At 50.3% G+C, this 23,148-nt stretch carries 25 protein-coding genes and 1 pseudogene; 10 read left to right on the top strand and 16 right to left on the bottom strand.

Annotated elements, in window-relative coordinates:
• Window positions 1–14: 14 nt before the first annotated feature.
• Complete coding sequence (gene sodB, locus D6029_RS00245; protein WP_120062809.1) at window positions 15–596, bottom strand: superoxide dismutase [Fe]; 582 nt, start codon at window positions 594–596, stop codon at window positions 15–17.
• Between the two features lie 145 nt (window positions 597–741).
• Window positions 742–1,596, bottom strand: coding sequence for a C40 family peptidase (locus D6029_RS00250; RefSeq protein ID WP_120062811.1), 855 nt, complete (start codon window positions 1,594–1,596; stop codon window positions 742–744).
• Window positions 1,597–1,958: 362 nt separating this feature from the next.
• Between D6029_RS00250 and D6029_RS00255 the strand changes: the two genes are divergently transcribed.
• The gene (locus tag D6029_RS00255) at window positions 1,959–2,303 is read left to right on the top strand and encodes a Grx4 family monothiol glutaredoxin (protein ID WP_120062813.1); all 345 of its coding nucleotides are present in this window, start codon (window positions 1,959–1,961) and stop codon (window positions 2,301–2,303) included.
• A 61-nt stretch (window positions 2,304–2,364) separates the two neighbouring features.
• Here the strand turns inward: D6029_RS00255 and rnt are convergent, their stop codons facing one another.
• From rnt to eptA, 5 genes are all read right to left on the bottom strand, one after another.
• A complete protein-coding gene (rnt, locus tag D6029_RS00260; protein WP_120062815.1) occupies window positions 2,365–3,018 on the bottom strand; it encodes a ribonuclease T in 654 nt (217 codons plus the stop codon).
• A gap of 96 nt (window positions 3,019–3,114) precedes the next feature.
• Window positions 3,115–3,522 (bottom strand): lactoylglutathione lyase, encoded by a 408-nt coding sequence (gloA, locus tag D6029_RS00265; RefSeq protein ID WP_120062817.1) that lies wholly within the window; start codon window positions 3,520–3,522, stop codon window positions 3,115–3,117.
• Window positions 3,523–3,612: 90 nt separating this feature from the next.
• Window positions 3,613–4,710 carry an alkene reductase gene (nemA, locus tag D6029_RS00270; RefSeq protein ID WP_120062819.1) on the bottom strand — a complete coding sequence of 366 codons (1,098 nt, stop codon included), beginning with the start codon at window positions 4,708–4,710 and terminating at the stop codon, window positions 3,613–3,615.
• A gap of 55 nt (window positions 4,711–4,765) precedes the next feature.
• Window positions 4,766–5,365 (bottom strand): TetR/AcrR family transcriptional regulator, encoded by a 600-nt coding sequence (locus tag D6029_RS00275; RefSeq protein ID WP_120062821.1) that lies wholly within the window; start codon window positions 5,363–5,365, stop codon window positions 4,766–4,768.
• A 71-nt stretch (window positions 5,366–5,436) separates the two neighbouring features.
• On the bottom strand, window positions 5,437–7,065 hold the full coding sequence (eptA, locus tag D6029_RS00280; RefSeq protein ID WP_120062823.1) for a phosphoethanolamine transferase EptA: 1,629 nt from the start codon (window positions 7,063–7,065) through the stop codon (window positions 5,437–5,439).
• A 136-nt stretch (window positions 7,066–7,201) separates the two neighbouring features.
• Here eptA and D6029_RS00285 point away from each other — a divergent pair, with 136 nt between their 5' ends.
• The 3 genes from D6029_RS00285 (at window position 7,202) to sodC (ending at window position 9,000) form a co-directional block, all read left to right on the top strand.
• Window positions 7,202–7,441, top strand: a complete 240-nt coding sequence (locus D6029_RS00285; RefSeq protein WP_120062825.1) for a DUF1289 domain-containing protein — start codon at window positions 7,202–7,204, stop codon at window positions 7,439–7,441.
• Window positions 7,442–7,499: 58 nt separating this feature from the next.
• Window positions 7,500–8,396, top strand: a complete 897-nt coding sequence (locus D6029_RS00290) for an aldo/keto reductase (protein WP_120062827.1) — start codon at window positions 7,500–7,502, stop codon at window positions 8,394–8,396.
• A gap of 82 nt (window positions 8,397–8,478) precedes the next feature.
• Entirely contained in the window at window positions 8,479–9,000 is a 522-nt protein-coding gene (gene sodC, locus D6029_RS00295) for a superoxide dismutase [Cu-Zn] SodC (RefSeq protein WP_120062829.1), read from the top strand.
• A gap of 2 nt (window positions 9,001–9,002) precedes the next feature.
• On the opposite strand, the pseudogene D6029_RS00300 reads toward sodC, so the two are convergent.
• The 3 genes and pseudogenes from D6029_RS00300 to D6029_RS00310 all read right to left on the bottom strand — a co-directional run bounded on the left by D6029_RS00300 (window position 9,003) and on the right by D6029_RS00310 (window position 12,129).
• A pseudogene (locus D6029_RS00300) lies at window positions 9,003–11,023 on the bottom strand (FUSC family protein).
• 8 nt (window positions 11,024–11,031) lie between these two features.
• Window positions 11,032–11,889 carry an efflux RND transporter periplasmic adaptor subunit gene (locus D6029_RS00305; protein ID WP_120062831.1) on the bottom strand — a complete coding sequence of 286 codons (858 nt, stop codon included), beginning with the start codon at window positions 11,887–11,889 and terminating at the stop codon, window positions 11,032–11,034.
• A gap of 3 nt (window positions 11,890–11,892) precedes the next feature.
• Window positions 11,893–12,129 (bottom strand): DUF1656 domain-containing protein, encoded by a 237-nt coding sequence (locus D6029_RS00310; RefSeq protein ID WP_120062833.1) that lies wholly within the window; start codon window positions 12,127–12,129, stop codon window positions 11,893–11,895.
• Between the two features lie 176 nt (window positions 12,130–12,305).
• Here D6029_RS00310 and slyA point away from each other — a divergent pair, with 176 nt between their 5' ends.
• On the top strand, window positions 12,306–12,746 hold the full coding sequence (gene slyA, locus D6029_RS00315; protein WP_167455947.1) for a transcriptional regulator SlyA: 441 nt from the start codon (window positions 12,306–12,308) through the stop codon (window positions 12,744–12,746).
• A 56-nt stretch (window positions 12,747–12,802) separates the two neighbouring features.
• Here the strand turns inward: slyA and slyB are convergent, their stop codons facing one another.
• Window positions 12,803–13,270, bottom strand: coding sequence for an outer membrane lipoprotein SlyB (slyB, locus tag D6029_RS00320; RefSeq protein ID WP_034495775.1), 468 nt, complete (start codon window positions 13,268–13,270; stop codon window positions 12,803–12,805).
• 286 nt (window positions 13,271–13,556) lie between these two features.
• Here slyB and anmK point away from each other — a divergent pair, with 286 nt between their 5' ends.
• From anmK to pdxY, 5 genes are all read left to right on the top strand, one after another.
• A complete protein-coding gene (anmK, locus tag D6029_RS00325; RefSeq protein ID WP_120062835.1) occupies window positions 13,557–14,681 on the top strand; it encodes an anhydro-N-acetylmuramic acid kinase in 1,125 nt (374 codons plus the stop codon).
• Between the two features lie 111 nt (window positions 14,682–14,792).
• Window positions 14,793–15,116, top strand: a complete 324-nt coding sequence (gene mliC / locus D6029_RS00330) for a C-type lysozyme inhibitor (protein ID WP_120062837.1) — start codon at window positions 14,793–14,795, stop codon at window positions 15,114–15,116.
• Window positions 15,117–15,298: 182 nt separating this feature from the next.
• The gene (gene pdxH, locus D6029_RS00340) at window positions 15,299–15,955 is read left to right on the top strand and encodes a pyridoxamine 5'-phosphate oxidase (RefSeq protein ID WP_120062841.1); all 657 of its coding nucleotides are present in this window, start codon (window positions 15,299–15,301) and stop codon (window positions 15,953–15,955) included.
• A 142-nt stretch (window positions 15,956–16,097) separates the two neighbouring features.
• On the top strand, window positions 16,098–17,372 hold the full coding sequence (tyrS, locus tag D6029_RS00345; RefSeq protein ID WP_120062842.1) for a tyrosine--tRNA ligase: 1,275 nt from the start codon (window positions 16,098–16,100) through the stop codon (window positions 17,370–17,372).
• Between the two features lie 78 nt (window positions 17,373–17,450).
• The gene (gene pdxY / locus D6029_RS00350) at window positions 17,451–18,311 is read left to right on the top strand and encodes a pyridoxal kinase PdxY (protein ID WP_120062843.1); all 861 of its coding nucleotides are present in this window, start codon (window positions 17,451–17,453) and stop codon (window positions 18,309–18,311) included.
• Window positions 18,312–18,366: 55 nt separating this feature from the next.
• On the opposite strand, the gene gstA is transcribed toward pdxY, so the two are convergent.
• The 5 genes from gstA to rsxG all read right to left on the bottom strand — a co-directional run bounded on the left by gstA (window position 18,367) and on the right by rsxG (window position 23,146).
• A complete protein-coding gene (gstA, locus tag D6029_RS00355; RefSeq protein ID WP_120062844.1) occupies window positions 18,367–18,969 on the bottom strand; it encodes a glutathione transferase GstA in 603 nt (200 codons plus the stop codon).
• A gap of 111 nt (window positions 18,970–19,080) precedes the next feature.
• Window positions 19,081–20,586 carry a dipeptide/tripeptide permease DtpA gene (gene dtpA, locus D6029_RS00360; RefSeq protein WP_120062845.1) on the bottom strand — a complete coding sequence of 502 codons (1,506 nt, stop codon included), beginning with the start codon at window positions 20,584–20,586 and terminating at the stop codon, window positions 19,081–19,083.
• Between the two features lie 615 nt (window positions 20,587–21,201).
• Window positions 21,202–21,837 carry an endonuclease III gene (nth, locus tag D6029_RS00365; RefSeq protein ID WP_120062846.1) on the bottom strand — a complete coding sequence of 212 codons (636 nt, stop codon included), beginning with the start codon at window positions 21,835–21,837 and terminating at the stop codon, window positions 21,202–21,204.
• Window positions 21,837–22,523 carry an electron transport complex subunit E gene (locus D6029_RS00370; protein ID WP_120062847.1) on the bottom strand — a complete coding sequence of 229 codons (687 nt, stop codon included), beginning with the start codon at window positions 22,521–22,523 and terminating at the stop codon, window positions 21,837–21,839. The genes nth and D6029_RS00370 overlap by 1 nt, the downstream gene beginning before the upstream one ends.
• Window positions 22,520–23,146 carry an electron transport complex subunit RsxG gene (rsxG, locus tag D6029_RS00375; RefSeq protein ID WP_120062848.1) on the bottom strand — a complete coding sequence of 209 codons (627 nt, stop codon included), beginning with the start codon at window positions 23,144–23,146 and terminating at the stop codon, window positions 22,520–22,522. The genes D6029_RS00370 and rsxG overlap by 4 nt, the downstream gene beginning before the upstream one ends.
• Between the last annotated feature and the right edge of the window lie 2 nt (window positions 23,147–23,148).

Raw genomic sequence — 23,148 nt, forward strand, 5'->3', positions numbered from 1 at the left:
GCGGCCCATTTCATTTATGCTGCCAGATTCTTCGCAACAAATTCCCAGTTCACCAGCGCCCAGAAATGCTCGAGGTAATTAGGACGAGCATTACGGTAGTCGATGTAATAAGCATGTTCCCAAACGTCTACCGTCAGCAGTGGTTTTGCCGCAGTGGTCAGCGGTGTGCCCGCGTTAGAGGTAGAAACGATCGCTAACTTGCCATCTTCTTGCTTAACCAGCCAGGTCCAACCCGCGCCAAAGTTTTTGACAGCCGCATCGGTAAACTGCTGTTTGAACTCAGCAAAGCTACCAAAAGATTTATTGATAGCTTCCAGCACTTCGCCCGTTGGCTCGCCGCCTGCGTTTGGCGCAAGGCAGTTCCAGTAGAAGGTGTGGTTCCATACCTGGGCTGCGTTGTTAAACACGCCGCCTTCTGAAGTACGCACGATCTCTTCCAGAGTTTTGCCTTCAAACGCGGTGCCCTTAACCAGATTGTTCAGGTTAGTGACGTAAGTTTGATGGTGTTTACCGTAATGGTATTCCAGTGTTTCGGCAGAGATGTGCGGTGCTAAAGCATCTTTAGCATAAGGTAATGCAGGTAATTCGAACGACATTGCAAACTCCTTCTTTTTATTTTTGGGGTATCTATTGTTAAATAACCACTTTTAGTACGGGTTTAGGGTAACAAATTGAAAGGATAAGCAAAAGAGAAACGCACCTGCCCATTGAAGGCAGGTGCGAGTTTTTTAAGAAGAGAGGTTAGCGAATAGTTTTTGGCGTCATGACGCGTTTGGCTCCGACATAATGGCGCTGCCAATAGTCTTCGCTCAATGAAGTGATTTGAATATCCTGACCGGTTCGCGGTGACTGAATGAATTTACCGTTACCGACATAAACACCAACGTGATCGGCGGTTCCGCGCCCTTGCGTGCGGAAGAACACCAGGTCGCCGCTTTCCAGTTCGCCGCGATCGACCGAAGAAGCATCACGCAGGTGATACATTTCGTTTGCGGTACGTGGAATGCGGAATTTAACCAAATCTTTATATGCGTAATAAACCAGACCACTGCAATCGAAACCGGTGCTTGGGGAAGTGCCACCCCAACGGTACGGTTTGCCAATCTGGCCCATCAATTTGTTCATCGCCGTTTTTTGTGCTTTCTGCACCCGGACTTTATGCGCCTGCGCAATGGTCGTCGGCTTCTCGCCTTTAACTTTCACACAACGCGTTTTGTAGCCTTTGCGAGGCTTACTGCATTTTTCGGTGTAAGTAACTGGCTGGATTTTTGCGAGCTGTGAGGATTTTTTGCGGTCGTTTTTGGCAAGACTCTTTGTTTTGGTACTGCTGGCGTTTTTAGCGGTTTTACTCTTCGCGGCAGTGACTTCTTTTTTCTTGCTTGCGGTTTTTGCGGTGGTGTTACTTTTCTTGCTGGCGGTAATGGTTTTGTTTTTACTCTTGCTGCTTTTTTCTGTGCTCTTCGTTGTGGTTTTCACAACGTGCGCTTTTTGCGCAGCAACAGAACGTGCGTGCTCAGACGCCTGCGTCAATGGTGTAAACGGCAAGGTAAATAGCAGAGCACATAGCGTGATAGATGTTTTTGTTATCCGCACCACTCGACATTCCCCTGGTTAAAATAAATGCATGATGAATACCATCATGCCCGTGTATGATTTTGCGAAACCCGCCGATTCTAATCTATAAAACCCAATAAAGTTAATAACCTTTTACTATTCATCTTGCGGTTTCGTTACCGGACGCAAAAAAAATGACCAAACTAATGGTTGTAAGGCTATTTATTGATCGTGCTTATAGTTATTTCCTGATTTGCAGGCGCGGGAAAAGTGTTATTCTTGATGCATGTTGTCCCTCCATCGCGCAGTACGGAAAAACCCTGTAAAAAATGGTGTTTTCTGGAGAGGGCGTCAATCGCTACAATGGCAGGCTAATGCCAGTACTTGGTTTGAGGAAGCAAGCAATGAGCACTATTGAAAAAATCCAACAACAGATCACTGAGAACCCAATCCTTCTGTATATGAAAGGTTCTCCGAAACTGCCTAGCTGTGGTTTCTCTGCCCAGGCCGTGCAGGCGCTGTCTGCTTGTGGCGAGCGTTTCGCCTACGTTGATATTTTACAGAATCCAGACATTCGCGCTGAGCTGCCAAAATATGCTAACTGGCCGACTTTCCCGCAGCTGTGGGTTGATGGCGAGCTGGTTGGCGGCTGCGATATCATCATTGAGATGTATCAGCGTGGTGAATTGCAATCTCTGATTAAAGAGACGGCAGAGAAGCACAAATCTGAAGAGCCTGACGCTGAGTAATTTTCAATTCAGTAGTTTGAGCTAATAAAAAAGCGACTCGTTTGAGTCGCTTTTTTTATGCTTACGCTTCGGGTTCTGCCGGGAGTGGAAGAGGCCAGCCGCCTAAACGTTTCCAGCGGTTGACGATTTCACAAAACAGGTGCGCGGTTTGCTCGGTGTCATACAAAGCAGAGTGCGCCTGACTGCTGTCAAACGGCATACCCGCCGCGATACAGGCTTTCGCCAGTACGGTTTGGCCTAACGCCAGCCCGCTCAACGCAGCGGTATCAAAAGTCACAAACGGATGGAACGGGTTGCGCTTGAGCGAGGCACGTTCTGCAGCCGCCATCATAAAACTGTGATCGAAGGTGGCGTTATGGGCGACCATAATTGCGCGGTTGCATCCGCTGTCTTTGATGCCTTTACGCACCATTTTAAAAATCGCATGCAGCGCATCGTATTCGCTGACGGCACCACGCAAAGGGTTGTGCGGGTCGATACCATTAAAGGCCAGCGCTTCAGGCTGAAGGATTGCGCCCTCAAACGGTTCGACGTGGAAGTGCAGTGTTTCATCCGGCGATAACCAGCCGTCTTGATCCATCTTTAAAGTGATGGCTGCGACTTCCAGTAAAGCATCGGTTTTCGCGTTAAAGCCGGCGGTTTCAACGTCAATCACTACCGGATAAAAACCACGAAAACGGTCGCACAGGCTATGCAGTTGCGTGTTGTCAGACATCAGGATCTCTTAATACGGGGAAAAAGCAGCGCGCATTATGGCAAATTTTATGGAGGGTTGCAGTAGCGGGCGTGAATTACACCCGCTAACCGGGTATTAGTTACCCAGGCCTTGGCCTGCATCTTTGCTTTCGATCAGCTCAATTTTGTAGCCGTCTGGGTCTTCAACGAAAGCGATAACAGTGGAACCGCCTTTTACCGGGCCAGCTTCACGCGTGACGTTTCCGCCGTTATTGCGTATACGCTCGCAAGCTTCAGCGGCGTTATCCACGCTCAGGGCAATGTGGCCATAAGCATTGCCTAAATCGTAGCTTTCGGTGCCCCAGTTGTAGGTCAGCTCGATAACCGCTTCTTCGCTTTCCGGGCCGTAGCCCACGAACGCCAGAGAGTATTTGTATTCAGGGTTTTCGCTGGTACGCAGCAGGGTCATGCCCAATACTTTGGTGTAAAACTCGATTGAACGTTGCAGGTCGCCGACGCGAAGCATGGTGTGAAGTAAACGCATGTCTATAAATTCCTCTTAGAATTAAAGGGTTAATTTCTAAATGTGAGGTAAGTATAGCGGCGAATTAACGCCGCTATCAACGGAAGAGTCTTATAAGGTTGGGTAATCGGTGTAGCCTTCAGCGCCGCCGCCATAGAAGGTTTCCGGGCGCTGGGCGTTGAGTTCTGCATTATGATGCAGGCGCTCAACCAAATCCGGGTTTGCGATGTAGTCACGGCCAAAGGCCACGGCATCAATCAAACCTTTCTCAATTAAAGCTTCGGCTTTCTCTGGGGTATAAGCGCCCGCGCCGATGATCACGCCGTTGAAACGCTCACGCACTTTCTGACGGAATTCTTCTGAGTACGGCTTGCCGCCCGCCCAGTCTGGCTCAGACATATGCAGGTAAGCGATACCGCGTTTGTTCAGTTCATCAATCAGATACAGCGCGTCATCTTCTTCATTCGGGCCGTTATCCACATTCTGGAATGAACCGACTGGGGAAACACGGATACCAATACGGTCTGCGCTCCACTCTTTGCTGACGGCATCAACCACTTCCAGCACCAGACGGGCGCGGTTTTCACGGCTGCCGCCATATTCATCGGTACGATGGTTAGAGGAAGGAGAGAGGAACTGGTGCAACAAATAACCGTGTGCGGAATGCAGTTCAACCATATCAAAACCGGCATCACGGGCGTTGCCTACCGCCTGGCGGAAGTCATTGACGATGCCAGGGATTTCATTCAGTTCAAGTGCACGCGGCATGGAAGTATCGACGCGAATCGCATGACCGTTTTCATCACGCAGCGATGTACGAGTTCCCGCAGAGAGTGCAGACGGTGCAACCGGAGCCTGTTGGCCTGGCTGAATGCTGTTGTGCGAAATACGACCGGTATGCCACAGCTGCACAGCAATGCGGCCATCGGCGGCGTGAACGCCTGCGGTGATTTTCTTCCACGCGGCAATTTGCTCATCGCTATGCAGACCTGGTGCGCCTTCATAACCTTTTGCTTGTGCAGAAATCTGCGTGGCTTCGCTGATGATAAGCCCGGAACTGGCGCGCTGACGGTAGTATTCGCCCATCAAAGGCGTTGGGATATCACCCGGCACAATGCTGCGCAGGCGCGTTAACGGCGCCATAAAAATGCGGTTTGGCGTGGTGATGGCACCGACTTTCAGTGGGGTAAATAATTTATCTGCTGACATGTTTGATCCTTAAAATAGACCGGTCGTCTAGTATTCTGGTAAATAAAAAAGCCTGTCAGGAGACAGGCTCCGCTAATAATTGGGTGACGTGGGCGAGGGCGCATTCCAGCGGCATCGCACTCCGTGAAATCTTCGCCTGCAGGCTCGCGCCGAGCCACAGCGCATAAATCACCTGAGCCTGGCTTACTGCCGAATCACTTAATTTCAGGCTTTTCTCGGCATGACCTTTTTCCAGCGCATCGGCAAGCTGGGAAACAATTTGCGCCGAGCCTTTGTTCAACGCCGAACGCATGTCTTCCGAAAGGTCACAAACCTCAGCCGACAGCTTGACGGTTAAGCAACTGATCAGGCTACCGTGCTGGGAAAACCAGTTAACGGTTTCCTGATACCAGGCCAATAACTTTTCACGATAATTCCCGCTGCCATGCGAAAAATGTTGCTCTAATCGCAGGTTGTAAGCGGTGTAATAGCGTTCAAGCATCGCCACGCCAAACGCTTCTTTAGAGCGAAAGTAGTGATAAAAAGAGCCTTTCGGCACTTCGGCGGTGGTTAACAGTTCGCTTAATCCCATGCCAGTAAAACCGCGTTGCAGGCAAAGCTGCTCGCCGGTCGCAAGGAGATGTTCACGTGTGTCATGGTCAGGATGTCTGTTCATGGGAAAGAATGTAATAGACCAGTCGGTCTAATGCAAGTCTCAGGCGGTAGATTTTTTCTACCGCCTGACAGTCAGGCTTTACGACAGGTGGCGAGAATATCCATATCTTTTTGATATTCTGAGGTTTGAATATCCATCATCCCAAGCAAGGTTGAGAAAATATTATCCTGCGATACGTTCTCTGTAGCCGCCTTTTTGCTCAGGCAATCGGCGTTGACCGCAAAGTTTTGTTGGTAATCTTTCGACAACCAGAACAGGAACGGAATGTGCGTTTGCTGGGAAGGAGCCAGCATGTAAGGCGTGCCGTGCAGATAAATCCCGTTTTCGCCTAACGATTCGCCATGGTCAGATAGATACACCAGCGCGGTGTTGAACTTGTCGCTACGGGTTTTGAGTTCATCAATGGTGCGGCTCACCACATCATCGGTATACAAAATGGTGTTGTCGTAAGTGTTGATCAGTGATTGATGGTCACAGTCCTGAATCTGGTTACTGTCACAGGTTGGCGTGAAGCGGCGGAATTTGTCCGGGTAACGGCGATAATAAGCCGGGCCGTGGCTGCCCATCAGGTGCAATACGATAACGGAATCCTGCTGCACGCCGTCGAGAATATTGCCAAAGCGGTTCAGTAACGTTTCATCAATACAGGATTGATCTTTACACAATGAATCCAGTTTCCACTGGGTCATATCCGTATGAGGGATACGGTTGCAGGCACCTTTGCACCCGCCGTCGTTTTCGCGCCACAGCAGGTTAACACCTGCATGGGCCATCACATCCAGCAGGCCTTCCTGATGCTGTGCCAGTGAGGCATCGTAATTTTTACGTGGCATGTTGGAGAACATGCAGGGCACCGATACCGCGGTTTCCGTTCCACACGATGAAGCATTCGGGAAGTAAATGATGTCCTGTTTTTTCAGTTCCGGGTTAGTTTCACGAGCGTAGCCATTTAACGAATAGTTTTCCGCGCGGGAAGCTTCGCCGACGATAAACACAACAACGGTTTTCTTTTTCTGCTGATTAATCACCGGCCCTTTATGAGCATCTTCACCAATTTTGATTAGCGTCTGATCGCCCGCAAACCAGCGCGCCTGGCTATAACGGCTGATGGCGCTGATATAGTTGGCCGGAGTTACCATCTTCACCATGTTTTTGTTGTTGCGCAACAGCGAGGCATAGTCTTTATAAAATACCGAAGCCACCAGAATAATGACCAACAGACCTGCCAGCACGCCGACCAGACGCGTCAACAGTGTGTACCACCAGCGCGACGGCTTGATTTTAATCGCTGAGAGAATAAGAGCGGGAACAATGCCAGCCAGACCCAACCACAGGAACAATTGCGGAGTGATTAGCGCGAGTGCTTCCTGGGAGTCGGTTTCAAAAACGTTGGTCATCATATTTTTGTCGATGACCGCGCCATAGGTAAACATAAAGTAATTACTGGCCGCGCAACCAATCACTAATATCACCAGCAGCGGTTTACGCAGCCATGGAATATTAATCAGGCTGAAAATTGACACCCACGCGCTGAACAATACAACAGGCACCGAAATGGCGAAAACCCAGCTATGGAAGGAGTGTGGGGCGATGATTTCCCAAGCGCGTTTAATAAACAGTGAATTGATTAAAGTGAAGAAAAAAGCACAACAAAGGTTAAATCTGGAGTCGTTACATTGTAACTTCTTAATGATTTCCATAACGTCCATAACTGATCGTATATAATGGACGTAGGTTAATTAAATAAGATTAGGTGAACCTTAATTTCACCGCATCGCTTGCAACAATCTGCATGTCAGGCTTCAATTGAAGCAGCGTGGTTAAAGAGGTTTGCGAGTGTCAGAACAGTTAGAGTTTTTCCCTATACAAAGCCCGTGTCGTGGCATCTGCCAGTCAGATGAGCGCGGCTTTTGTCGTGGCTGTATGCGTAGCCGTGATGAACGTTTTCAGTGGCAGCAACTGAGCGATGGGCAAAAACAGGAAGTACTGCGCTTATGCCGCCAGCGATTAATGCGTAAATTACGCGCAAACAAGTCCACATCCCCTGAAGAACCGCAACAACCCTCACTTTTTTAATTCTCCGATCCCTTTATACTCAGTCGTAGAATTCTTTTAAAAACTGAGGACAGGCTTTATGGTACAGCGCATTACGATTTCCCCGCAGGGACCAGAATTTTCACGTCTGGTGATGGGATATTGGCGTTTGATGGAGTGGAATATGTCCGCGCCTCAACTGGCCAGCTTTATTGAAGAGCATGTCGACCTGGGGATTACTACGGCTGACCACGCTGATATTTACGGCGGTTATCAATGCGAGGCCGCATTTGGCGAGGCCATGCGTCTGGCGCCACATTTGCGTCAGAAGATGGAAATCGTCACCAAGTGCGGGATTGCCACCACGGCAAAACCTGACCACGCGCTGGGGCATTACATCACCGACAAATCTCACATCATCAGCAGCGCGGAAACCTCGCTTCAGAACCTGGCAACTGACTATCTTGACCTGCTGTTAATTCACCGTCCTGATCCTTTAATGGATGCGGACGAAGTGGCCGAAGCGTTCACCTCGCTGCATCAGAGCGGCAAAGTGCGTCATTTTGGCGTTTCAAACTTTACCCCGGCTCAGTTTGCGTTATTGCAATCGCGCCTGCCGTTCACGCTGGCGACCAACCAGGTAGAAATTTCCCCGGTTCACCAGCCGACCATTCTTGATGGCACACTGGATCAATGTCAGCAACTGCGCGTGCATCCGATGGCATGGTCTTGTCTGGGCGGCGGTAGCCTGTTTAATGACGAAGCTTTCCAGCCGCTGCGCGATGAGCTGCAAGCTGTTGCAACGGAGATCGGTGCTGAGACAATCGAGCAGGTGGTTTATGCGTGGGTGATGCGTTTGCCATCGAAGCCACTGCCAATTATTGGCTCCGGTAAAATCGAACGTGTGCGCTCAGCGATTCATTCTCTGAGCCTTGATATGAGCCGCCAGCAGTGGTTCCGCATTCGTAAAGCCGCGCTGGGTTACGACGTGCCATAAATCCCAAAAACCGTTATCTCCCGGAGGAATCGACTTCTCTGGCCTATGCTTAACAGGGCAAACATGAATCCGGGAGATAAATATGAAGCGAATAAGTCTGGCTTTTCTTGCGCTTTTTAGCTGTGCGGCGGCTCAGGCTGCAAGCACCGAAGTGGAAATGAATCTCGTCACGGCGAAGGGAATTGACCATTCTCTTGGCACCGTGAAAATCACCGAAACCGATAAAGGCCTGGTTTTTGCGCCAGACCTGCGAACACTTCCCCCTGGCGAACATGGCTTCCATGTCCACGCCAAAGGCAGCTGTGATGCTGCAATGAAAGATGGCAAACCTTCAGCGGCTGAAGCGGCGGGTGGGCATCTTGATCCTGATAATACCGGCAAACATATGGGCCCGATGGGTGTTGGGCATCTGGGCGATTTACCGGTGCTGGTGGTCGATAACGACGGCAGCGCAACTCAACCCGTTACCGCACCGCGCCTGAAAAAACTCGATGATGTCAAAGGCAAAGCGCTGATGGTGCATGTTGACGGCGATAATATGTCCGATCAACCTAAACCGCTTGGCGGTGGTGGGGCACGTTACGCCTGCGGCGCTATTCAGTAATATCAGCGGCTGCCTGCCAGCGTTCCGGCAGGCGGCGCTTGTTCCAGTTGTGAAAGCGAACAATAGAGCCGCCAGATAATTCCCGCCAGTTCACGCGCTGCCGGATTGTGATGGTGCGCGAGAGTTTCCGACATCTTCTGTAATTCCTGCAACGTTACCGCCAGCGAGCGCTGCTGAACGCCACGTTCGCTCATCACATCCCGCAAGGTATGAATGCAAACATCACGTACCTGAGAAAGCGGGTCGGAACGCGTTTCCCAGCTTCGCAATTGCCAAACGACATGCGAACAGTTAAGCAGCACCACTCCCCAACGCAGCAGCCAGCGGCGCGCAACCTCTTCCTTGCTGTTACTCAACTGGCTGATGTGGTGATAAACCAAAGATTCAAACTGATTCTCTGAATGTTGCGGTTTGCGGCTTAACTGGTCGACAAAACCCCGGCGTAAAGCGCGAATATGGCGGCGGCCTTTGCGCATGTCTGAACCTGGGCGCAGAACGGAGAAGGCAACCCACGAAAGACCGACGCCAATCACCTTCGCCAGATTGTCATTAAGGAAATCCGCGAAGTCATAAACTGGTGGATTAGTGACCGCAATAAACGACCCCATGAAAACGATGAGTTGCCCCCACAGTCCAGCCAGTTTGGGCTGTTGCAGTTTGAGTAACTGCATGGTCGCCAGCAGCGGTAATAAGAAAATCAGGAACTGCCAGAGATCGGTGATCTGCACCATCAGGCCAAATTTAACCAGGAAGCTAAACAGCGACAGCCACAACAAGGTGCGCATCAACAAAGTGAGGGAATTGAGCGGCGAAGCGACCGATGAATAAAGTACGCAGCTGATTGCCGCCAGCGACAGCGCGCCGCTTCCACCATCCCATTGCGTGCTGATACACCAGGCTCCGGTGACGGTAATCACGCAGAAGGTGCGCAATGCACTCCACAGTGCTTCGGTATTATCGGTATGACGTGCCAGCGGCGGGGTCTTCGGCGGTTCGACTTCTGACACGGGCGTGGCATTTTCCAGCTCGCGCAACCACCGTTTGCTGTTCAGATATAACCAGCAGAAATAGCGCAGACGATGCCAGAAAGCCTGATGGCGGAAATCATCTTCGTTAGATGGTGCAATCTGTTGGAGCAGGCGAGCAATGTCGTATTTATGCGTATCTTCACGCGCGAGTTCCTTAATTAACTCATCCAGAACGCGCCATAAATTTTCTGGCGGATTGGGCCAGTTCATCAACATGCGGCGTAAGCCGGAAATCACGCTCGTCAGACGTAGCTGTTGGTGAATTAAATAATTGAGCAAATTGTTCTGACGGCGGAAACGATAATGGCTCCAGAACGCCTGAATCCTTAATAGATTCATGGTTAAAATTTGGCCGATGACCCCTTCGTGCGCGGTGCGAATGGCATCAGTGGTTTCTGGTTTCCACAACATCGAAGCGTGTTCCAGCAGGCGCGAATGCATGTTTCGTAATGCGCTAAGCAGCGTGGTGCCATCAGAGGTGCTGGGCAGCACCATCATCATAAAACCGCCACACAAAATCCCGACGATAACTTCACACACACGCGCCTGAGTAATATCCCAAAGCTGCGTGGTTTCAACGGTATTGACCATCGGGAAAGCGATAATCGCGGCGGTGTAGCCTGCCAGCATAAACGCGTACGCCACGTTATTCTGGAAATGGCTGGAACTCCAGGTACACAGCGCCAGCCAGCCGCCATCGCAAAAGTAAACAGCCACGGATCGTTAAGCGTGTTTCCGGCAATAATCAGCGAAGCCATCGCGCCAATCAGGCTGCCAACCACGCGCCCCAGACTTTTACTGACCACGCCGCCGACGGTAGGGAAACTCACTACCGCTGCAGACGTCATTGCCCAATAGGGTTCATCTAAGTTGAGATAATAAGCGATGGTTAATGCGAGACACATCGCAATGGCGTTGCGCAGGGCATAACGCCATTGACCGGCATTCGCTTTGCCCCAGGGGGTATTTCGCCATGACAACGCCGAGATTTTCATCAGCGCAATCAGTGCTTAATGGAGACGGTGCAGGTGGTGCCGGAAACCAGCGTGACCCCTTGTGGAATCTCATCAAGTTTAATTCGCACCGGAACACGTTGGGCCAGACGCACCCACGGCACGTTGGGTTTGATGTCCGGCACTAAATTGCTGTCGCTTTCCACGCTCTGGTCGTAAATAGCGCGGCCAATACTTTGCACTTTTCCGCTTAACGGAACATGGCCGCTATATAAAACGATTTGCGCCGCATTACCGGGCTGAATATGGCGAAGTTTGGTTTCTTCAAAATAACCGACGACATAAAAAGAGTGACTATCAACCAGCGCAAATACCGGCTGCCCGGAGGTGGCATAGTTCCCGGTGCGCGTTGAAAGATTCGTCACCCAGCCATCAACCGGGGCGGTAACCGTGGTTTGGGTAATCTGCCATCTTGCTTGTTCAAGCGTGGCTTCAGCGGCTTTCACTGCGGCCTGCGCGGCTTTGACATTAATATTGGCGGTATCCATATCTTCCGCAGAGATATAATTGCGTGGCAAATTCTTGCGGCGATTCGCTTCGTTGCTGGCTTTGCTAAGTTCAGATTGCGCCTGAGCAAGCTGCGCCTGCGCATTAAGCTCGGCGATGTGGTACGGCGTAACATCAATGGTGAATAAAGTGGTGCCCGCTTTTACGAACTGGTTATCTTCAATATTGAGCTGGGTGATGGTTCCTGATACTTGCGGCGTGATGCTGACTTGCTCTGCGCGAACCTTCCCGTCTCGCGTCCAGGGCGATTGCATGTAATAATTCCATAACAACCAGCCAACAATGATGGCTACGGCGAAAATCAGTAACGTGGAAAAGTACTTTATTGTTTTCATATTCATGCTTTACCACACCACCAGAATCACAAGGCCCGCACTGACAGACAGCGAGAATAACGACAAATCCATTAATGTCGGATGCCAGATCTCGCCGGAATACATCCAGTCACGCAACAAATGATGCAGGATGAGCCAGATAAAAAAGCCGACCATAACCGCTTTAAAAAGAGGGGGGAAATAGATAGATGCACCGACAATCAGGTCCTGAAGAGGAAGGCCTGAATTTATAAAATTGAAACTCACGTCAGATAATCCTTTAAAATTCCGGGGGGTGACTGCCGTTTCCCCTGACTTAGATGTAAACTAAAATTATAGCTGGTTGCATAACATCAGCAAAAATAAGGATTTTGTTTTTTCAATTAAAGCCTGCACAGTAGTTTAAAATCAGTATAATATGTTAGCAAGCTAATTATAAGGAGATGAAATTGGAATCGCCATTAGGATCAGATCTGGCACGGTTGGTGCGCATTTGGCGTGCTCTGATTGACCATCGCCTGAAACCTCTTGAATTGACACAGACACATTGGGTAACGCTGCACAATATTCATCAGTTGCCGCCCGAACAGTCACAAATTCAGCTGGCCAAAGCGATCGGCATCGAGCAACCGTCATTGGTCAGAACACTTGATCAACTCGAAGAGAAAGGCCTTATTTCTCGTCAGACTTGTGCGAATGACCGCCGCGCGAAGCGCATTAAGCTCACTGAGCGGGCCGATCCCATCATCACTGAGATGGAAACGGTGATTAAGAAGACTCGCGAAGAGATTTTATTGGGTATCAGCGCTGAAGAGCAAACACTGCTGCTTAACCTGATAAACCGGCTGGAAAAAAACATCGTTGATTTGCAAACGAAAGAATAATGTGTTTATCGAAAGCCTCGCCTTGCAGCGAGGCTTTCTGCTTTCTGGGGCACTAATTAGTTCGGTGAAACGGTAGTCTGGCTACCATTGCTGGCGATTCTCACGCGTTGGCCCGCAGAGAATTTAGTATCGCCTTGTTTTTGCACGACCAGAATAGTGTTGCCGTCATCTTTACGGATTTCCAGCTCAACACCTTGAGTTTTGTTCATTGCACCCTGAACACTCTGGCCTGCCACGCCACCTGCTACAGCACCCGCAGCCGTTGCCAGTGAACGACCGGTACCGCCGCCGACGGTGTTACCCAGGAAACCACCCAGTACAGCACCGCCAATCGCACCCATCACGTTGGAATCATTGCCAGCCTGAATCTGAACAGGACGTGCAGAAACCAATGTACCGTACGTGACGCTTTGCACTTGTTTGGCATCAGAGGCGCTGTAAACGTCACCGGAAAGTGAACTGGTGTTGCTGCAACCAGCCAAAGTTAACCCAACTAATGTTACTGCCAGTACACGTGAAATCATTTTTGATTCTCCTGAACACCTGAAACGCCCAACTGAGCATCCTTCATGGCTAAATTATATGGTATTTAGGTGCTGAATTTAAGATTAGTTCAGACGCATTATGGCATTGATACTAAAAAAAGGGTTATTAACCGTACTTAAACCATTTGTATATTCATGGTGTGAATTTGAATGAGTGCTGATTAAGGGCGCATTGTTGTTAAAAATTGTTAATGAATCATCGTATTGAGTGCTAGTTTATGGTGGAGTTAATCCCCCCAATTTGGCGAGTTTAAAGGAGTAACAGATGAAATCAGGGCGTTATATCGGCGTGATGTCAGGCACTAGTCTGGACGGTATAGATGTTGTTCTGGCAGCGATTGATGAGCATCTGGTTGCGCAACAGGCGAGTTACAGCCATCCCATTCCTTTAGATATCAAAAATGCCATTCTGGCTATTTGCCAGGGGCAGCAGCTCACACTTTCGCAACTCGGGCAGCTCGATAATCGGTTAGGCAAATTATTCGCCGAAGCCGTACAAATATTGATGGATAAGCAGGGGCTGACCTTTTCGGACGTCACCGCCATTGGTTGCCACGGGCAAACCGTCTGGCATGAACCGCAAGGTGAAGCGCCGCACACCCTGCAAATTGGTGATAACAACCAGATTGTTGCGCGCACCGGTGTGACGGTTGTCGGAGATTTCCGCCGTCGCGATATGGCGCTCGGTGGGCAAGGTGCGCCCCTTGTTCCTGCCTTCCATCACGCGTTGTTAGCGCATCCTTCTGAACATCGCATGGTGCTCAACATTGGCGGCATCGCCAATCTTTCATTGCTGATTCCGGGGCATCCGGTGCGCGGTTTTGATACCGGCCCAGGCAATATGCTGATTGACGCGTGGATCTGGCGTCAACGTGGCAAAGCGTATGACAAAGACGCGGAATGGGCGAGCAGTGGCAAGGTCATTATTCCTTTATTACAGCAAATGCTGAGTGACCCGTATTTCGCCATGCCAGCGCCGAAAAGCACCGGTCGGGAATATTTCAATTACGGCTGGCTTGAGCGGCAGTTGGCGGCATATCCTGGGCTTGCCGGGGAAGATGTCCAGGCAACACTGACAGAACTCACAGCCGTTACTATTTCGGAGCAAGTGTTATTAAGCGGTGGCTGTGAACGCCTGATGGTATGCGGCGGCGGCAGTCGTAATCCACTTCTTATGGCGCGTTTAGGTGGTTTGCTGCCAGGTATCGAAGTGACCACCACGGATGAGGCTGGAATCAGCGGCGACGATATGGAAGCGCTGGCCTTTGCATGGCTTGCTTATCGCACATTATCGGGCCTGCCGGGTAATTTGCCTTCTGTTACGGGCGCATCTGCAGCCAGCGTCATCGGCGCAATATTTCCCGCCAACCCGCTACATAATATTCCCTAAATAATCAGAGTTAACTGAAATTCAGCACAGCACTAAATCTCTAAACTGAAGTAAAGGGGGAGGTTAAGCTCTCCCCTTTATAAGAAATTATAAGAACTTCAGGACATGCAGATGAAAAAACTACTGATTGCCACGATTCCTTTCATGCTTGCCGGATGCAGCTACTACAACAGTTTTGTGGAACGTATGCATACCGATACCCTTCAATATCAGTGCGAAGAAAAGCCGCTTACCGTAAAGCTCAATAACGAAAAACAGATGGTTAACTTTGTCTACGACAATGAATACCTGTCTCTGACCCAGGGTCTATCTGCCTCGGGCACACGTTATACCGACGGGGTGTATGTGTTCTGGTCGAAAGGCGATACCGCAACGGTGTACCGCAAAGACACGGTCGTGCTGGATAACTGCCAGTTACAAAACCCTAAACGTTGATACTCTTCATACTTCAAGTTGCAGGGGCGTTGGCTGCGCTTACTCACCCCAGTCACTTACTCAAGTAAGCTCCTGGGGCCTCGTTCGTTTGCCGCCTGCCTGCAACCTGAATTATTTTGAGTAGAGATTTTTGAGGGTGGAGCGCACAATAGCTCCACCTGAAGATAGCCTGACGTAAAGCCATGTCTGACAACGACTCTTTGCAACAAATTGCGCATTTGCGCCGCGAATACACTAAAGGTGGTTTGCGCCGTAATGATCTTACCGAACAACCTCTGCCTTTGTTTGAGCGCTGGTTAGCTCAGGCATGCGATGCAAAACTTGCCGATCCGACCGCCATGGTCGTAGCGACCGTTGATGAAAACGGCCAGCCGTATCAGCGCATTGTTTTGCTTAAGCACTTCGATGAACGCGGTCTGGTGTTTTACACCAACCTCGGTTCTCGCAAAGCGCACCATCTGGAAAATAACCCGCGAATTAGCCTGCATTTCCCATGGCATATGCTTGATCGCCAGGTGATGGTGCAAGGAACGGCGGAGCGTTTATCCACCCTCGAAGTGATGAAATATTTCCACAGTCGTCCGCGTGACAGCCAGATTGGCGCCTGGGTTTCAAAACAATCCAGCCGTATATCCGCGCGCGGGATTCTGGAAAGCAAATTCCTCGAACTGAAACAGAAATTCCAGCAAGGCGAAATTCCGTTACCAAGTTTCTGGGGCGGTTATCGGGTAACAATTGAGCAAATGGAATTCTGGCAGGGCGGTGAACATCGTCTGCACGATCGTTTTTTATACCAGCGTGATGGCAGTGCCTGGAAAATAGACCGCCTGGCCCCATAACATCGGGAATTTGTTGTGTTAAGCGCTGGCACTCCTGCTGTTGGCGCTTTATTCTATGTCCCCTAAGAAATTAACTCTTTTCGCCACCAGGCGGAAAACCGTGTACCGGTAAAGGTGCAGTCGTATATAGATGGAGAATTTGATGGCGAGCATCAATCTAATTAAACAATTGCAAGAGCGGGGCTTAGTCGCCCAGGTAACGGATGAAGAAGCGTTAGCACAGCGACTGGCGCAAGGGCCAATTGCTCTGTATTGCGGCTTTGATCCTACCGCTGACAGCTTGCATTTGGGCCATCTGGTTCCACTGCTGTGCCTGAAACGCTTCCAGGAAGCGGGTCACAAACCGGTTGCGCTGGTGGGTGGTGCAACAGGCCTGATTGGCGATCCAAGCTTTAAAGCTTCTGAGCGCAAACTGAATACCGAAGACACCGTGCAAGAGTGGGTGGAAAAAATCCGCCGCCAGGTCGCACCGTTCCTCGATTTCGACTGTGGTGAAAACTCCGCCATTGCCGCCAATAACTACGACTGGTTTGGCGGAATGAACGTTCTGACTTTCCTGCGTGATATCGGCAAGCACTTCTCTGTTAACCAGATGATTAACAAAGAAGCCGTGAAGCAGCGTCTGAATCGCGATGATGTCGGTATCTCCTTTACTGAATTTTCCTACAACCTGCTGCAAGGTTATGACTTCGCCTGCCTGAATAAACTGCATGGCGTGGTGCTGCAAATTGGCGGTTCCGATCAGTGGGGTAACATCACCTCTGGTATCGACTTGACCCGTCGTCTGCACCAGCAGCAAGCATTTGGTTTGACTGTTCCGTTGATCACTAAATCTGACGGCACCAAATTCGGTAAAACCGAAGGCGGCGCAGTCTGGCTTGATCCGAAGAAAACCAGCCCGTACAAGTTCTACCAGTTCTGGATTAACACCGCCGACTCCGACGTTTACCGCTTCCTGAAGTTCTTCACCTTCATGAGCCTTGAAGAAATCGACGCGCTGGAAGAAGAAGACAAAAACAGCGGTGCGGCTCCGCGTGCGCAATATGTGCTGGCAGAGCAGGTGACTCGTCTGGTTCACGGCGAAGAAGGCCTTGAAGCCGCTAAACGTATTACCAGCAGCCTGTTTAACGGCAACCTGAGCGATTTGACTGAAGCTGACCTTGAGCAACTGGCTCAGGACGGTGTGCCGATGGTTGAAATGGAACGTGGCGCGGATTTACAACAAGCGCTGGTTGATTCCGAACTGCAGCCGTCTCGTGGTCAGGCGCGTAAAACCATCGCGCAGAATGCGATTACCATTAACGGTGAGAAGCAGTCCGACCCGGAATACACCTTTGCTGATAGCGATATTCTGTTCAATCGCTACACCTTGCTGCGCCGGGGTAAGAAAAATTACTGCCTCGTTTGCTGGAAGTAATTAAGAAAGACCAGAAGGGCGTGGGAAACCACGCCCTTTATTTTTGCGATATGTTCCCAGAGTAGCCCGAGTAGAGAGATGAAAAACATTCTTGCCATCCAGTCCCATGTGGTTTTTGGTCATGCCGGTAATAGTGCTGCTGAATTCCCGATGCGCCGCCTGGGCGCCAACGTGTGGCCGTTGAACACAGTGCAGTTCTCCAACCATACCCAATACGGAAAATGGACAGGCAGTGTAATGCCTGCCAGCCATCTCAGTGAGATTGTGCAGGGAATCGCTGACATCGGTCAGTTGCAGCGTTGTGATGCGGTACTCAGCGGATATCTTGGCTCTGCAGAGCAGGGTGAACATATTCTTTCTATCGTGCGCAAAGTGAAAGAAGCCAATCCGCAGGCGAAGTATTTCTGTGATCCGGTAATGGGCCATCCTGAAAAGGGTTGCATCGTGGCTCCGGGCGTTGCTGAATTTCATACGCGCTATGCGATGCCCGCCAGCGATATCATCGCGCCAAATCTGATTGAGCTGGAAATTCTCAGCGGCCATGCGGTGAATACCGTAGAAGAAGCGGTTGCTACCGCGCGTGAACTCATCGCGAAAGGCCCGCAAATCGTGCTGGTGAAACACCTTGCGCGCGCGGCATATCAGCAGGATCGCTTTGAAATGCTGTTAGTCACAGCAGACGAAGCCTGGCATATCCATCGCCCGCTGGTAGACTTTGGCGATCGCCAACCGGTTGGCGTGGGCGATGTGACCAGCGGTTTACTGTTGGTGAAATTGTTGCAGGGCGCAACGCTTCGCGAAGCATTGGAGCATGTCACCGCTGCGGTTTACGACGTGATGGTCGTGACGAAGAAAATGGAAGAGTACGAACTGCAACTGGTTGCAGCCCAGGAAGGGATTGCCAAACCAGAGCACTACTTCACTGCGGTGAAACTGTAATAAAAAAAGGCGGATAGCGCTTAAGCTCATCCGCCATTATTAAAACAATAACGCGTTAAATCCCTTCAGCTGTTAAAGCCGCCGCGACTGCCGGACGCGCTTTCATACGTTCCATAAACGCATCAATATTGCTTAGCCCTTCCAGATTGAGTTTCAGCGCCTGCGCCCAACGCAGCACGGTGAACAGATACGCATCCGCCACGCTAAAACGCAAACCCATCAGCCACTGTTTGTCATTCAGCTCTTCATTGACGTACTTGAATTTCTTCTCAAGTGCTGCGCGAGTGAGGGTTTTGAAATCTTCTGGCGTTGCCGGGTTAAACAGTGGGGAGAAACCTTTATGCAGTTCTGTCGCGATGTAGTTCAGCCACTCAAGCGTGTGGTAGCGCGTCATGCTGCCTGATGGCGCGAGCAACTGACGGTCAGGCACTTTATCTGCCAGATACTGCACAATCGCCACACCTTCGGTGAGCAGTGAGCCGTCATCCATCAGTAGTGCAGGAACCTGGCCTTTGGCGTTGACCTCAAGATAATCGCCGCCGTCTTCGGTTTTCTTCGCCGCTAAATCGACTTTAACCAAAGAGAAATCAATACCGGTTTCACGCAGGATAATATGTGGGGAGAGGGAACAGGCACCAGCTTTATAATACAGTTTCATTACTGAACTCCTATGGGGCGCTAAGATACCCTATGTTAGTGCGCATACGGGCAAAAAAAAAAGCCGTTAGCTGCGAAGCTAACGGCTGAAAATATCTAGTTTCCCGCTACATTACGCGGTAGCTGTTTCCTTAACGGACTCAGCTTTATCTTCACTCTGTGCCATACGGCTCAGTTTTGGTGCCGTGATCATCATCAGAACTGCAATGACAGCGGTAGCAATACCGATCTGCATGAATACGTGACCGTATACAGCCAGTGACTGCAATGGATCTGTCACGTTTTCTGGAACAGCCATCAGGTTAGCAACTTTACCCGCGATGATTGCAGCACCCGCGGTAGTCAGGAACCAGCTACCCATGATGAAGCCCATCAGACGCTGTGGAACCAGTTGTGCAACCATCGCCAGACCCAGACCGGAAATCATCAGCTCACCGATACTCTGCAGCGCGTAGCTCAGAATCAACCAGCTAACAGAAACGATACCGGCATCAGACGCGAACTTAGCACCGACTGGCAGCACCAGGAACGCCAGTGAGCACAGAACCATACCGAAGGCGAATTTGTGTGGCATTGGGATGCGGTCGCCCATCTTGTTATAGATGGCCGCCAGAATCGGGCTACCAATCATAATCCAGAATGGGTTCAGTGCCTGGAACTGCTCTGGTTCAAACGCGATACCCAGAATCGAGTGCTCAACGTTACGAATAGCAAAGAAGTTCAGAGAGGTTGGCATTTGGCTATACAGCACAAAGAACACAATCGCTTCAACCATCAGAATGAAGGCCACAATCATCTTACGACGTGCGCTGCCTTGCATTGCGAAGGTTTCTTTAGCAAAGATAACCACGATGCCCAGAGCAACGACGCCCAGAACCATACGTGCGATACCCTGGTTGTGCAGCAACCAGGTCGCCGCAGTCACCAACACCAGCACACCAACAATTGTGGTCGCCAGTTTGCCGAAATGCACCGGCTGGAAGTCAGGTTTAGAACCGTGGTTTTTGACCCACTTCTTGCAGAACATAAAGTTCACGAGAGTGATCAGCATACCCACGAAGCTCAGGGAGAACGCAACGCTCCAGCCATACTTTGCTGCCAACCACGGCGTGGCAAGCATAGAGAAGAACGAACCGATGTTGATGGACATGTAGTACATAGTGAATGCACCGTCCAAACGTGGGTCGTCTTTATCATAGCAAGTAGAAAGCAGGGAAGATGGGTTAGCCTTAAACAGACCGTTACCCACGGCGATAGTCGCCATACCCATATACACGATACCCACATCGTGACCCGAGTAAGCTACCAGCGCGTAACCGATAGCCAGCACTATTGTACCGAGCACAATGACACGTTTGGTGCCGAGAACTTTATCGCCCAACCAACCACCAATCGCAACCATTCCGTAGACCAGTGCGCTGAAGGAAGAGAACAGGGTGATGGAGTCAGCTTCGGACATACCCAGCATTTTGACCAGGTAAACGGCCATGATGCCTTGCAGGCCGTAGTAGCCAAAACGCTCCCATAATTCGATAGAGAAAATCAGGTAGAACGATTTAGGTTGTTTGAAAGCGTTCAGACTAACGCTTTCTGCTGGTTTTTTGTTTGCAGTCGACACATATACCTCTTTTTTTACATCCCACTATTAACAGGAATTTTGCAGGCGTCATGCCGTTGGCATTCACCTTTTAATTATTAGAAAGGGGGAAACGGCGGGTAATGTTCACTATCCTGGGCCATCAGGCAAGAGGTTTGCAATAATCTGTTACATTTATCCTACGTGGAATAATGCTCCTGAAAGCAATTTGTTATTCAGCGTTAAATTTTATCAAAATGCGCTTTGGCGATTTTTTGTCTTTCATAAGAACAAAAATAATAAAATTTAGTTATATATTCTGCTTTAAAGGCGAATGTCTAGTGATATGGGCGGGGTGTAAAGATTTGTGCAGGCTATTGTACTGCCTAAGTCGTGTATTCATTGATGAATACGCGGTTATTTGTTTCATTTTGATGACGTAATTTTAACATCAGGTTATCAGTGTGATCTGCGTCACATAGTTATGGAAAATTCTTATCGTAAAAAAACGATTAACCTGTTCGGGTAATTATTCACCGCAGGATGTAAACGAAGCGGCGAGGTTTTGCAGAACAAAGCCATTGAATGAGGGCGAATTAAAGAGAGGAGGGAATACGCGTGGAATCCGCCTGCTACTCATACAGCAGGCGAATGTATTTAGAGTTCGACTTTCTCTTTGTACTCACAGAGATCTTCGATGATGCATGAGCCACAGCGCGGCTTGCGGGCGATGCAAGTGTAGCGGCCATGCAGAATCAGCCAGTGGTGGCAATCAACCTTAAATTCTGCCGGAACCACTTTCAGCAGTTTTTCTTCGACCTGCTCAACATTCTTACCAGGCGCGAAGTTAGTGCGATTACATACACGGAAGATATGAGTGTCGACCGCAATAGTCGGCCAGCCAAAAGCCGTGTTAAGCACCACGTTTGCTGTTTTGCGACCGACGCCGGGTAACGCTTCCAAAGCTGCGCGGTCTTCCGGCACTTCGCCGTTATGCAATTCAATCAGCATCCGGCAGGTCTTAATCACGTTCTCGGCCTTGCTGTTAAACAGGCCGATGGTTTTGATGTAAGACTTGATGCCATCCACACCAAGCTCCAGCATCGCTTGCGGTGTGTTCGCCACCGGATACAACTTTGCCGTCGCTTTATTCACGCTGACGTCCGTGGCCTGCGCTGAAAGCAACACGGCTATCAGTAATTCAAACGGCGAGCTAAATTGCAGCTCAGTCGTGGGGTGCGGATTGTTATCACGCAGACGCGTGAGGATCTCTAGCCGTTTGCTCTTATTCATTACGCTTTCTCTGGAGTACCTTCCGTTGCAACAGCTTTCGCTGCGCGGCGCGTTTTCATTTTTTCATCAATAAGATATTTAACTGCCAGCATTAAGCCCAGGCCGATAAACGCCCCCGGTGGCAACATCGCCAGCAGGAAAGGTGTGTCGGTATGGAACACTTCAATGCGTAAAACTTTTGCCCAACCGCCGAGCAAGGCATCGGCACCGTCAAACAGCGTTCCGTTACCGATGATTTCACGCAACGAGCCTAATACAAACATCGCGCTGGTGGCCCCCATCCCGATGGCAAATCCATCGAGAGCGGCGAGCGGCACGCTGCTTTTGGCGGCAAACGCCTCGGCGCGGCCAATCACGATACAGTTGGTGACAATCAGCGGAATGAAAATCCCTAATGACTGATACAAACCGTAGGCATACGCGTTGATCAGCATCTGAACGGTGCTGACCACCGAGGCGATGATCATCACATAAATCGGGATACGAATTTCGGCAGGAACCCAGCGGCGTAGCGCAGACACGGCGCTGTTGGTGAGCACCAGAACCAGCGTTGTTGCAAGGCCAAGGCCTAGCGCGTTTGTCGCCGTGGAAGTGACCGCCAGCAGCGGGCACAGGCCCAGCAACTGCACCAGGGCGGAGTTATTCTTCCAAAGCCCCTGAACGACAATATCTTTTACTTCGCTCATGGCTGTGCTCCACAAACAGGTAAGTTATCCACTTGCGCGGGTAATGTTTTTGCGAACAATCCCGCACGTTTTACCGCATTGACAACCGCGCGTGGGGTAATGGTCGCACCGGTAAACTGGTCAAACTGACCGCCGTCTTTCTTCACTGCCCAACTAGGGTCATCATTGCCCTGAATGGTTTTACCAGCAAAATGGGTAATCCAGTCGCTCAGGCGAGTTTCGATTTTGTCACCCAGGCCCGGTGTTTCATGGTGTGCCGTCACACGCGAACCTAAAACTTTGCCGTTAAAATCAGCCGCGACGAGCAGCTGAATCGCCCCGGAATAGCCGTCGGGTGCGGTGGTTTCCATCACTACGGCAATGGGCTGTTGGCCTTTACGTGCCACATAAATATGGCGCTCGCCTTTGCCTAATGGTGAATCGTTGACGACAACACAACTGGTCTGAATATTATTGTCGTAACTATCAGGACTAATAACCTGATCGAACAACAGCTTCTGCTGTGCGACGGCTTGCTGCTCGATGGTGTCTTTAGTTAACGCGTTAACCACTGCCGTTAGCCCGGTTGCCAGGGCGGCAAACAGCGCCAGAGTCACGCCATGTTTTTGCATTGTTTTCAGCATGA

The sequence above is a fragment of the Buttiauxella izardii genome (assembly GCF_003601925.1).
GTDB classification, from domain to species: Bacteria; Pseudomonadota; Gammaproteobacteria; order Enterobacterales; family Enterobacteriaceae; genus Buttiauxella; species Buttiauxella izardii.